Below are 13,039 nucleotides of genomic sequence, written 5' to 3' on the forward strand. Positions count from 1 at the left end.
GTTACAAATCTATGACAAGAGACGACTGGTACTGTCACCGAAAGGCGGATGGTTAACGGTAGCTCGCCCTGGTACCCCTACCCACTGCGGCGGGGATCGGCGAAACGCGGGAGAGCAGGGCGGTACCCCATCCGTCCCCGCCACATCGGCGTAAGTAACCACTGCTTATCAACTTGTTTAATCCCAGTAATGAAAGTCAGGATTTCCGACGGATGTGACGGAAAGTACGAATACCTCGATCGTTCGCCGTCCGATCGTCGGTATCGACCACTACTATTTCGAGTTCCGTGACCGACCGGGCTGTCGAAACGCTCGACCGCCGATCAACGCGGCGGTCCTCCACACCGATGGACCCGGCTTCAGAGGAGCAAATCCCGCGACGGCCTCGAGTGACGACCACTGAGACGGTCTCCTGTCAGGAACACGCCGACTCGAGTGAGTACACAGTCGTGAGTTTCACCGACTGATGACTGTCGGTAGATCTTACACGCGCGTTGTGATCCGATCACGGTATGTCGTCGAAAACGGGGCAGACGGGACGAATCGGCCGACGATCGTATCTGGCGGCACTCGGCGCGACCCTCCTCGGGACGAGTGCGACCACCACCGCCGCGGCGTCGGCGTACGATACCGTCACCGTCGGGAACGGAAACCGGTACGTCTGCGAGATCGGCGCGGGCGAAACCCTCGAGAACACGCTGTTCGACGTCACCGCACCCGGCGCGGGGGTGACGATCGTCGCGAAGCAATCCGACTGGACGATTCGAAACGTCGCCGTCGAAGGGGAAGTCGACATGGGCAACGCCACGATCCTCGGGGTCGCCGACACTGACGGCGCCACCTCCCGCATCGAGAACGTCTACCTCGGCGACGGCTCGGTCTACGAGGAGAAGGGTGCGACCGGGATCTGGGTCGACCCCGACCACGACGGGCACCTCGAGATCGAACGGGTGAACGTCCAGGACATGAGCGACAACGCCTTCTACTGTTCCGCGCCGGGCACCGACTGGGGGAGCGGCGGAACGGTCGCCTTACGCGAGTGCTACGCCGCGAACTCCTGGGTCTCCCAGTACCGGGTCGCCGAGGGGAGCCTCGAGAACTGCGTCGCCGCCGTCACCGACGACCGGGAGTACCGCCGCGGCAGGGGCCTCTGGGCGTGGTCGCCCGGCCCCGTCGACGTCGAGGGGTGTCAGTTCGCGATGAACGGCCACCACTACTCGTTTGTCGCGGGCGCGAACGACGACGGAAGCCGGATCGACGTCCGTGACACGGGGTGGGACGACGAGTTCTACGGCGGGTGGACGACGAACGGCGACGGCACCGTAAACTTCGAGGATGGGAACGACACGGATCCGAAACGTAAGGTTCCCGACGGATGTCCAACGTCTCCCGAAGACGTTTTCGGCGAGGAGGACGACACCAACGTAAACGAAGAATACATAGACGAGCTTCGCGACGAGGATGGAGAAATCGGTGGTCCCGAACTCGAGCAGGCGATCGAAGACTTCTTCGCGACCGACGAGGTCAACGGTCCGACGCTCGAGGTCATAATCGAGCTATTCTTCGCATAACACGGGCCACCAACGACGAAGACGACAGCCCTGTTAGAAAATATTCTATGGTCGACGTTAATCGAAACGGGACGGAAGGTACCGACCGTTCTCGGTCGAGTATACTTCTCACCACGCGGCCGGTTCAAAAATGAGTGGAATTCGGCGCTCAACGACGTGTGTCAGTTATCGCCGTCGGAGCCCAACCATAACGGCCGCGAGCAACGCGACGAGCGCGACTGCAACGCCGAATCCGGGGATGCTGTCGTCGGTCTCGGTCGGTTCGTCGTCACTCTCGACCGGTTCGTCGTCCGACTCGATCGGTTCGTCATCGCCCTCCGCTGGTTCGTCGTCCGTTTCGGCCGGATCGTCATCGCCTTCCGCTGGCTCGTCGTCCGACTGCTCGAGTTCGTCGACGAAGATGCCGTCCGCGACGGTGATCGTCTCGGTGCCGACGCGGAGCTCGATCGACGTCTCGTCGTCGACGGCCCGTTCGCTGACGTCGACGGTGTCCGTCTCGAAGTGGCCGTCGGCGTCGATCTCGGCGTCGGTGTTGACGAGGAACGACGCCGTCTCGCCCGCATCGGAGAGTCGAACCATCGCGTCCGAGCCGGGCGCGACGTTGGTCTCGCCCGTCAACACCACGTCGTCGCCGGCTTCGATCTGCACCAGACCGTCCTCGTCGACGTTGTGGAACGTCGCGTCGGGTTCGACGACGGCGAACGTCGTGCTCACCGCCTGGTCGGCGTCGGTGGGCAGGGTCGGGAAGGCCGGGTCGTCCCCGCCGCCCGCGCCGCCGTCGAAGGCGCCGGAGCCGAACTCGTAGCGCTCGTCGGCGTCGGTCTCGTAGGCGACGTCGACGGCGAACTCATCGCCGTGGTCGACCGAGCGGTCGAACGCCGAACTCGAGTCGGTGTCGACGACGACGGACAACTCGCCGGCCTCGGGATCGACGAAGACGTAGACGTCCTCGTCGTCGGCCGTGAGATCGAGGGTGGCCGGGTTCTCGTTGCCCGTCGCGCCGAGAGCCTCGACGTCGAAGGCGACGCCCTCGCCCTCGAGTTCGGTAACTTCGTGGAGGGTGGTCGCCGAGAAACCGTCCTCGAGTGCGTCCCAGTCGCCCTCGTGGGCGACCATGGCGCCGGAGAGGCCGGTGGCCTCGACTTCGATCACCAGTCGGTCGCCCTCGGCGACGTCCGCGCGCTCGGTGAGGCCGTCTCGAAGCTCCTCGAGGTCGTCTTCGTCGGCGGCGTCGCCGGGTGCGACGTGCGTGCTAACGGCATCGAGTCGTGGCTGGACTAACTCGAGGGTCGCGTAGCCGATCTCGTCGTCGACGCTCGACTCGCCGTCCTCGACGACGAACGCGCCGGTGCCACTGGCCGTGAGGCTGTACTCCGTGGGCTGGAGCGGCCGGGTCAGCTGTTCGTCGGGGTCGTCACCGCTGTCGAGGAGGTCGAGTTCCTCGAGGTATGCGGCGAACTCGCCCTCGAGTTCGTTCGCGGGATCGACCTCGTCCTCGTAGAACGCGGCGGACTCGACCTCGTCGCCGCCGCCGTGGACAAGGCTCTGAACCACGTCGTCCTCGGAGTGGACGACCTCGTCGGCAGACGCGCCGGGAGCGCCGGCGGTGCGGGTGTTGAGCGCGAACGTGACGTCGCCGCTGTCGTCGTCGTCCTCGAGGTAGAGCACGTCGACGAAGTTCGCGTTCTCGTCGCCGAGCTGGACGTAGGCGTTGTCGGCGTCCTCGAGGTCGACGGTGAACTCGACGATATCGCCGGCGGCCTGCGTGTAGACGCTCTGGTCGAAAGCGGCACCGACGTCGTCGTCGACGACCGTGATCGACGCGCTGGCCGCGGCCGCGCTGTCGACGGATTCGAACTCGACGTCGTAGGCGCCGCCGTCGACGTCCGCGAAGGAGACCGACTCCTCCGTGTCCTGGAGGTCGACGAGGACGATCGTCTCGTCGGCGTCGTCCTCGTCGGACGCGTACAGCGACGCGCCGAAGGGACCGAACTGGGTCTCGCCGGGGACGAGTTCGTCGTCCTCGACGGTGGCGCGGTTCTCGCTTTCCATCGCTTCCTCGAGATCGTCCTCGTCGGCGAAGATCGTGAACAGCTCCTCGGCGTCGAGGTCGCCGTCGGCGCTGACGTCGACGGAGTAGAAGCCGCGGTTCGACTCGATCTCGACGTCGGTCGTCGACTCGTCGCCGGCGTTCGTGACCTCGTCGGCGTCGAAGGACGCGTCGAGATCCTGGACCTCGAGGTGGAACGTGTTCTCTCGAACCTGGTCGACGCCGTCGACGCGGAGGGTGTAGTCGCCGCCCTCGAGGTCGTCGGTGTCGATCGTGACGACGCCGTCATCGTCGGCGACGACCTCCCTGATGAACGTCGTACTCGAGACGTCGTCGCCGTCGAACTCGTCGACTCGCTCGAGGTTGTACGCGGTGTTCGATTCGATTGCTGTACCCTGTACCGTTACGTCCTGGCCCTGCCAGGCGTCGTCGTGGCTGTACTCGACGCCGTCCGACGCGGCGGCGGCGCCGGCGAACGCGGAGGACATCGCGACGACCGAGAGGACCATCATCGCAGCGAGGAACGTCGCTCGTCCCGTCGTGCGATTCGAACGTGAGTGTCGTGTCATACTGAGTGTGTTTGGATCTGCTAGTTCGCGGGCTGTAGGCGCCCAATCGAGAGAGCACCGGCTCTGTGGCCGGTTCTCGATGCGAGGCGCCCGGTAGGGGTACTCCGGCCTTCCGATCATCCCGGCATAAGCTTTCCTTTCCGGACAGTCCAGTTTCGGATAGCAATGACGATCGACGAATTGCTCGCGAGTTGAACCGTAACTGACCGAACCGGCTCGAGATCGGCGTACCGAGTGACGATCGGCAGTCGTCCCCGACGGATCGATTACTCGTCGGACACTCGTCGCATTCGGGTTTTTGTTACGCACGCGACAACAGACGAAGCGAGTCCCCACGAGCGAATCTGTCTGGGGAGGGGGCGGTGCCGGGCGATAGCGGCGTTGGCACCGTTTGGCTACAGTAACAACTGCAACAATGTACACACTGATCGCCGAGCTCACGGGTCACTGGGTTCCCCGTTCGCCGTTCCGCGGTCCTCACTCATGGTTCGAAAATCGAAGATGGTCGTCATCACGAACGACCGCTGGTCGTTCGAACGACTTCGTTCGCTCACGGGTCACGTTCGTTCCCCGTTCGCCGTTCCGCGGTTCTCGCTCATGGTTCGAAAATCGAAGATTTTCGTCATCACGAACGACCGCTGGTCGTTCGAACGACTTCTTTCGCTCCGAACCGCGCACGCTCCGAACCGCGCTCGCTCCGAACCGCGCACACTCCGAACCGCGCTTTTCGTCTGGCGAGCAGGTGTGCAAGACCTGCAGTGGCTAGTATCGGTTCTGGACGGAACCGAGAAGTCCCCCGACACTCGAGGCCGGGTCGTCCGACCGCCGGCATCGATGCAACAGCAAAACGGACCGCGGTTACACCGGAAACAATGCACGGCGGCCGTCTCAGCAGTCTTCGTCGAACAGTCGAACAGCTACGTCGTCTGCGTACACCTGTGTCTCGAGAAACCTCGCCAGTTCGGCGCGGACGTGGTCGATCCACGGCCGCTCTCCGTCCTGTTGGGTCGCACGACGCACCAGCGACCCGAACACCATCGTGTTGAGGATGGCGGCGACGCGGTCGGGGTCGCGATCCTGAAAGACTCCTTGGTCGATCCCCGCTCGAAGGATCGTCGCGAGGTGGCGTTCGAACACCCGATCGCTTCGGGCGAAGTGGCGTCCGTAGTCGTCGTCGTGGACGGCCTGGGACCGCAGTTCGACGAGCGACGCGATGAACTCGTACTCCTCTTCGGAGAGGTCCTCGACGAGCCCCCAGCCGAGAAACGACTCGAGGCGGCTTCGGGGGTCGGTGATCTCCTCGTCGGTGAACTGCGTTTCGAACTGATCGAGCATGTAGGACAGACAGGCGAGAACGAGGTCGTCCTTGCTGTCGTAGTGGCGATAGACGAGCGACGGGCTCTTCTCGAACTCCTCGCCGATCGCGCTGATCGTGAGATCGGCGTACCCGTGTATCGAGAGCGCCCGGTAGGTCGCGGCGAGGATCTGTTCGCGAGTGTCCTCGGGATCCGAAAAAAACGACTCAGACACGATTATCCCCGGTTCTCGAACCGAACGAGACTCGACGGGAACGGGACGATTTCCGAGGACGGACGGTCCCGGTGGAACGACAGCGAGTGGCGTGACATGCGTCTATACCTCTGATCTCGAGAGACGACCGTATAAACGATGTGATTGAACGTTCAATCACAAAAGCTATAGGCTGACCAAAAGGATACACGATAATGAGCTACGTCGTCCCTGATACGTTCCGGCGGATCGACCGCGACCGTCCGGACGTGCTCTCCGCCGACTCGTACATCAATACCCGCATAGCGAGGTGTCGACGGTGATCCCGGATCGACGAACCGTTGGCGTCGCTACGGTGCTCGTCGTGGCCGTCTTCGGGATGACCGTCGGTGTGGTCGGCGTCAGTGGACAGGAACTCCCGAGCTCCGGTGGTGGAAGCGGCGGCGAACTGACGCGGGGTGAGCCGGACATCGACGTCTTCGTCCCCGAACCCGAACTCGCCGCTGGCTCCGAGGAGGCCCTCGAGGTTCAGGTTCAAAACCAGGGGAAGCTCCGCCTCGGGACGAACCGTGATCGGGTGACGATCGCCCGCGGCGTCACCGTCGACGTCGTCGACGACGGTCCCTTCAACGTGAAATCCGACAAATCCGGGCTGGGATCGTTACAGGAGGGACAGGTCGGAACGACGACCAAGCGGATCGAAGCGCCCGGGGACTTAGAGTCCGGATCCTACGACATCACGGTCGAGGTCGACTACTCCTACACGCGACAGGTCTCCGACGGCGGAAACGCCGCTCAAGAGCGGACGGGAAGCGAACGCGTCCACCTCACGATCGACGTCTCCGACGAAGCCCGCTTCGAGATCACCGACGTCGAAACCGACGTCGAGCCGGGCGGCAACGGACCGGCGACCCTCGAGATCGAGAACGTCGGCTCCGAGACCGCCAATCAGGCCCGCGCGACGATCACCGGCGGCGGCGGGGTCGTCGTCGACGGCGAGGCGGCCGAGGAGGTCCTCGGCGACGTAGCGCCCGGCGACAGTACGACGGTGACCGTCGACGTCGACATCGCGGAGACGACCAGCGAGGGCCACAAACCGCTCGAGGTCGCGGTCAGCTACCGTGACGGGTCGGGAATCGAACGCGAGGCCAGACCGGAGACGGCGAGTCTCGCACCCGCGCCCGAACAGCAGTTCTCGATTTCGAACCTCGAGGATACGCTCTCGGTCGGCTACGACGGCATCGTCACCGGCGAGATCACCAACGACGGACCGCGAACGGTCGGCGATGCCGTCCTGATCGTCGAGCCGATGAGCGACTCGCTTCACGTCGAGGACACGCGATACGCGCTCCCCGAATTCGAGCCGGGTGAGACGGTCGCGTTCGCCTATCCGACCGACGTCAGCGGACAGGCCGACGCCGGTCCGCGCCAGCTTCGGTTCACCGTCGAATACACGAGCGGCGACCGCTCGACCCGGACCGACGGCCCGATCTCCGAGCGCGTCGTCGTCGACGACCGACAGGACGAGTTCTCACTCGAGACCGTCACGGCCACTGTCGGCCAAGGGGAGACAGCGCCGTTCGTTCTCGAGATCACGAACGAACGCCCGGAGACGCTCTCGAACGTCGACGCGAAACTGTATACGAACAGCCCGATCGAGACGAGCAACGACGAGGCGTTCGTCCCGGAACTCGAGCCCGGTGAATCCGCCGAGATCACGTTCGACGTCTCCGCGGCTGACCACGCGCCGGCCGAAATCCACCCGGTCGAACTCGACTTCCAGTACGATACCGAACGCGGGAATACTGAGGTGTCAGGCACCTATACACACCCCATCGAGGTCGAATCCGTCTCCGACGACGGTGGAACCAGCCTCGGGACGATCGTCGTCCGTGGCATGGCCGTCCTCAGCGTCGTCGGACTCGGCATCGGTCTGTGGATTCGGAGACGGTAATCACGACCGATGACAGACACCGACCGGCCGGCCGAAAGCGACAGCGATTCCGGCGATCAGGCCCACGAGACGGATCCACAGCGCGAGTCCCTGGAGGGCCACGGTGGCCGGTGGGACCGTCTCGACCCTCGTCGCCTTCTCCGTGCGATCCGAGGTCGCGGTGAGCGCGGTTCCTCGAGCCCCGATTCCCGGGAAACCGACGCTCCAGATCCTGGAATCCGAGAACGCGGCACGTCCCACGCCAACACGGACCCGTTCACTCGCCGGGTCAACCCGCTGATTACGAACCGACCGTGGACGCTCGTCGTCGTCTTCGTGCTCCTGACCGGCGTCTTCCTCGGCGGCGCCCTCGTCGGTGGCGGCGACCAGGAGGCCGGCACCGACCAGTTCACCGAGGATTCGGAGGCCCAACAGGCGTTCGACGACATGCAGGAAAACTTCGGCAACAGTGGTCGGGAAACCGGCGGAGACTCCGCACAACTGTTCATCGAAGACGATCGGAACGTCCTCTCGAAGCCGAACCTGTTACGAATGCTCGAGTTCCAGGATCGAGTCGAGAACGAAGGCGGTCTGCGGGTCGAGTCGACGACGAGTCCGGCGTCGCTGACCGCTCAACAACTCGATCCGTCCGCCGAAACCTCAGAGGAGCAATACCGGGTCATCGACCGCGCCTCTCAGCGCGAGATCGACGCCGCGATCGCAGCCGCCGACGAGGAGGCGGGACTGCCCGTGAGTACGGATTTCACTCGGGAATCGGCGTCGGCCAACGTCGCCCAGATCGCGATCACCTACGACACGGCGCCGATGGCGGATACGAGCGACAACGCACACCTCCAGTTCCAGACTCAGGAGATCGCAAACGACATCGACGGCTTCGACACCGACGAGAACGTCGTCATCTTCGCCGACGCGATACTCGAGGAGGAGATTCTCCAGTTGCTCGGCGATACGGCCATCGTCGTCTTCCCCGCGGCCATCCTCCTGATCATGTTCTTCCTGATCGTCGCCTACCGGGATCCGATCGATCTCGGGCTCGGGCTCGCCGCGCTCGTGATGACGATGATCTGGACGTTTGGCTTCATGGGATTCGCCAACGTTCCGTTCTCCGACTCGCTGATCACCGTCTTCCCGCTGTTGCTCGCCGTCGGGATCGACTTCGGGATACACATCATCAACCGGTATCGCGAAGAACGTGCTACCGGTGCGTCGATCGAAGACTCGATGGGGATCACGACGAACCAGCTCACGGCCGCCTTGCTGATCGTCACTATCACGACGGTCTTCAGCTTCGCCGCGAACATGGTCAGCGAGATGAACCGGGAGTTCGGTCTCGTCGCCGCGGCGGGAATCATCTTCACCTTCCTGCTGTTCGGCGTCTTCCTCCCCGCCGGCAAGGTCGGCTGTGACCGTCTGCGCGAGGGGACGCGGTTCCCCGAGTTCGGAACCTCCCCACTCGGCAAGGAGGACTCGTTTCTCGGGAACGTGCTCCCGGTCGGCGTCAAAATCGCCCGTGTCGCACCCGCGGTGTTCCTCGTCGCGATGCTTATCGTCGGCGGAAGCGCCGCGGTCTACGGCACCGGCGTCGACACCGAGTTCGACCAGGAGGCCTTTTTCCCCGACGAGGATCGAATCGAACAGTACCAATCGCTTCCCGGCCCGCTCGCTCCCGGCGATTACACCTTTATGCAGGTTCTCGATCACCTAGAGGAGGACTTCGAGATGAGCCTCGACGGGACGGTGACGATATACGTCGAGGACAACGACCTCCGGTCGGACGGCGCACTCCGGGAGATCGATCGATCGCTCCAGAACCCCCCCGACGCGTTCCAGACCGATGGACGACAGGCTGACGCCGACAGCATCCTCTCGATTATCGACTCTCAGCGCGCGGTCGATCCCGAGTTCGCAAGAACCGTCGAGCGCTACGACTCGAGTGGCGATGGCGTCCCCGACCGAGACGTCGACGTCGTCTACGACGAACTGTTCGCCACGGACGCCGGCGCCGAGAGCCGACTAACGACCGACCGGAGCGCGACGCGCATCGACATTCGGATCGACGTCGACGCCGAACAGGACGAAGCCGTCGCCGACGGTCGAACGGTCGCCTCCCGAATGGGTATGGACGCGACGGCGACGGGACAACTGGTCATCTTCGAGGCGGTGATCAACGAGATGACCGATGCCGCCGTCCAGAGTCTCTTCGCCGCGTTCGTCCTCACGACGATCTTCCTGATCCTTTCCTACTGGTGGCTCGAGGGGAGAGCGATCTACGGCGTCCTCAACCTCGTTCCGGTCCTGTTGTCGGTCGCGTTGCTCGCCGGGTCGATGCGGTTTTTCGACATTCCGCTCACGCCGATCAACGCGCCGATCCTCTCGGTGTCGATCGGACTCGGCGTCGACTACACGGTCCACTTCATGCACCGGTTCGTCGACGAGTACGAGGAGGGCAAAGACGCCCACAATGCGTTGCTCGTCACCGTGCGCGGAACCGGCGGCGCACTCACCGGGAGTATGCTCACGACGGTCTGTGGGCTCGGCGTGTTGTACTTCGCGTTGATCCCGTTGATCATGGAGTTCGGCGTACTGCTCGCACTCGGCGTCTTCTACGCCTGGCTCTGTTCGATCATGGTTCTCCCCTCGGCGATCGTCGTCTGGGACCGCCTCGAGAACGAACGCGCGATAAACGACCACGTTCCGTGGGCCTGATCGGGGTCGCTCGAGTCAGACGTTTTCCACTCCGACACCGTAGGCAATAGCCTATAGTTTTTATACGATAGTGCGGGTCGAATTAATATGGGCGTAAACCGCCGCGGTGTGCTCGGAGTAGTCGGAACGATGGCGACGACGTCGACCAGTCTCGTCTCGGGCTGTCTGGATACGGCCGAACTCGACGACAGCGACAGTGGCGGTACCGACAGTCGCGGGTACGAACGATGGATGCAACCGGACCACGGCAGGATCGACTTCGAGTACGTCGGCTGGGACTCGGTGAGGCCACTCGGGGACGTCACCGCTGGCTTCAGGAACGCGATGATCGGCGGGACTGTCGACAGGGATCTGGCTCGGGAAGCGTTTGACTTCGTTCCCAAGCGGCCGATACGCACTCTCCAGATGCTTCCCCACGGGGTGGGTGTCGGGCTGTTTGGCACCGGGCTAGAAGGGATCGCGTACACCGCAGACGGGGCGAACGAGGGAACGGTCGAGTTCGGAGACGATTTCGGGGACGTCGAAGTCGAGATTCGATCGTTCGAGTCGACGGTCGACGAGCTGTTGCGAGTCGACGACGCGATGATTCTCACGGGCGAATTCGACGTTGCGGAGGTCGGCGAGAGGATAACCGACGACCCAACCGACACGTCCGACGCAAAAATCGAGTACGAACGCACGGACGAGATCGGCGATTACGAGTGTTACAAGGTAGTCGATAGCAGCTATCCTCTGGCGTCATCTCAAGAGCTACTCGCGGTCAGCGAGGAGGCGATCATCGGCAGTCAGTTTATCGACGCCGACAGCTGGGATGAGGTTCGAGAATCCGTCGGTGAAGTCGCCGAATCCGACGGGACGGCGATCGACGAGAAACTCGAGTTCCTCCTCGAGACCGCCCGACACGGAGACGTCGTCGTCGGAAGTTACGACCACGCGAAGTCCGCCGAGTTCCGGAACGGCGAGGACTGGATGGAGGAGACGAACAGCATCGTTATCTCACTCGAGTCGACGGATTCGACGGTCACGAACGGAGCGTTCGCCGCAACGTTCGACGACCTCGATGACGAGACCGAAGCGACGCTCAAATCCGATCTCGACACCCCCGACGGCGACGTCGACATCGATATCGACGACGAGCGAGCGACGGCATCCGTCGTGTGGGACGAACCCGTCCTCGAGTGAGGTTCGAACCGTCAACTCCGGTCGCTCGAGACTGCGTACGGTCGAGGATGGAACCGAGCGGAGAAACCGGGTGGCGACGTCCGTGAGTCGTTCCCAGTTATAGTACCCACTGACAGTCATTGCATACCCGCTCGCGATAATCCGCCCGGAGACCGCCCAAACGGGTCGGTCTCCGGATAATGGCTGCGAGCGGTGTGTGGATCGTTTCAGTTGTTACTATACAATATCGACGCCCTCAGAACGGAAACACCGAGTCTGTGGGGGTCGCCTCGAGAACGAACACTCGGCGACCGATCACCTTCCGTGGGCCTGATCGGGGTCGCTCGAGTCACGCGTCACGCCCGGATAGTTTTCAAAAGATATATCCTATAGTTTTTATACTGTAGTCCATCCCGAATTAATATGGACGTGAATCGGCGCGGTGTGCTCGGAGTAGTTGGAACGATGGTGATGACGTCGACTGGTCTCGTCTCGGGATGCCTGGACACGGTCGGACTCGACGACAGCGACAGTCCCGCCTACGAACGGTGGTTGCAGACGGACCACGACGGGATCGAGTTCAGGTACGTCGACTGGGAATCGGTTCGGTCACTCGAGGACGTCGACACCGATTTCGAGGCGGCGATGGCCAACGCGAACGTGAACGACAGTCGACTCATGGAAGCGTCCAGCCTCGTGTTCGAGTGGTCGTTGGGTGGTCTGTACAGCCTCGCCAGCGGAACGAGTATGGGTCTGGTCGGGACCGGGTTGGAAGGGGTCGTGTACACCGCTGGGGGGGAAGAAGATGGAACGATCGAGTACGGAGACGATTTCATGAGTGTCGAGGTCGAGATTCGATCGTTCGAGTCGACGGTCGACGAACTCCTGATGGTCGACCATGCGATGATCATCACGGGCGAGATCGACGTTTCGGAGGTCGGTGAGAGGATAACCGAAGGCCCGAACAATGCATTCGGCGTGAAATTCGAGTACGAACGAACGGACGATATCGGCGACTACGAGTGTTACGAGGTGGTCGAGAACGACCATCCGCTGACGTCACCACACGAGCTACTCGCGGTCAGCGAAGAGGCGATCATCGGAAGCCGATTTATCAGCGCCGACACGAGAGATGCAGTTCGAGAGCCCATCGATACGATCGTCGAATCCGACGGCACGGCCATCGATGGGGAACTCGAGTCGCTCCTCGAGACCGCCGGACATGGAGATATCGTCGTCGGAGGGTACGACCACACTGAGTCTCAAACGACGGAGTCGACCGATAACCAGTACGGTGAGGGCAGGGTGGAGGAGGAGACCGGCTTCGTTACGTCCCTCGAACTAGAGGACTCGGCGGTCACGAACGGAGCGTTCGCCGCAACGTTCGGCGATCTCGATGACGAGACCGAAGCGACGCTCGAATCCGAGCTTGACACCCCCGACGGCAACGTCGACATCGATATCGACGACGGGCGAGCGACGGCATCCGTCGTGTGGGACGAACCCGTCCTCGAGTGAA

Annotated in this window: 7 protein-coding genes; 5 read left to right on the forward strand and 2 right to left on the reverse strand. The window is 63.0% G+C overall.

The annotated features are described in order from the left end of the window. Positions 1–512: 512 nt before the first annotated feature. Complete coding sequence (locus tag AB7C87_RS04515; protein ID WP_369728200.1) at positions 513–1,571, forward strand: hypothetical protein; 1,059 nt, start codon at positions 513–515, stop codon at positions 1,569–1,571. A gap of 165 nt (positions 1,572–1,736) precedes the next feature. Here AB7C87_RS04515 and AB7C87_RS04520 read toward each other — a convergent pair whose 3' ends face one another. Both AB7C87_RS04520 and AB7C87_RS04525 read right to left on the reverse strand, forming a co-directional pair. Further along, positions 1,737–4,190: a BGTF surface domain-containing protein gene (locus tag AB7C87_RS04520; protein ID WP_369728201.1), complete on the reverse strand. Its 2,454-nt coding sequence runs from the start codon at positions 4,188–4,190 to the stop codon at positions 1,737–1,739. An 888-nt stretch (positions 4,191–5,078) separates the two neighbouring features. Continuing rightward, complete coding sequence (locus tag AB7C87_RS04525; protein WP_369728202.1) at positions 5,079–5,720, reverse strand: TetR/AcrR family transcriptional regulator; 642 nt, start codon at positions 5,718–5,720, stop codon at positions 5,079–5,081. Between the two features lie 298 nt (positions 5,721–6,018). Here AB7C87_RS04525 and AB7C87_RS04530 point away from each other — a divergent pair, with 298 nt between their 5' ends. The 4 genes from AB7C87_RS04530 to AB7C87_RS04545 all read left to right on the forward strand — a co-directional run bounded on the left by AB7C87_RS04530 (position 6,019) and on the right by AB7C87_RS04545 (position 13,038). Next, the gene (locus AB7C87_RS04530) at positions 6,019–7,653 is read left to right on the forward strand and encodes a COG1361 S-layer family protein (protein WP_369728203.1); all 1,635 of its coding nucleotides are present in this window, start codon (positions 6,019–6,021) and stop codon (positions 7,651–7,653) included. A 9-nt stretch (positions 7,654–7,662) separates the two neighbouring features. Further along, positions 7,663–10,359, forward strand: a complete 2,697-nt coding sequence (locus AB7C87_RS04535) for an efflux RND transporter permease subunit (RefSeq protein WP_369728204.1) — start codon at positions 7,663–7,665, stop codon at positions 10,357–10,359. 129 nt (positions 10,360–10,488) lie between these two features. Next, a complete protein-coding gene (locus AB7C87_RS04540) occupies positions 10,489–11,541 on the forward strand; it encodes a hypothetical protein (RefSeq protein ID WP_369728205.1) in 1,053 nt (350 codons plus the stop codon). A gap of 402 nt (positions 11,542–11,943) precedes the next feature. Beyond that, the gene (locus AB7C87_RS04545; RefSeq protein ID WP_369728206.1) at positions 11,944–13,038 is read left to right on the forward strand and encodes a hypothetical protein; all 1,095 of its coding nucleotides are present in this window, start codon (positions 11,944–11,946) and stop codon (positions 13,036–13,038) included. The last annotated feature ends 1 nt before the right edge of the window (position 13,039 follow it).

Origin of the sequence: Natrarchaeobius versutus, from assembly GCF_041205745.1 — an archaeon.
GTDB classification, from domain to species: Archaea; Halobacteriota; Halobacteria; order Halobacteriales; family Natrialbaceae; genus Natrarchaeobius; species Natrarchaeobius versutus.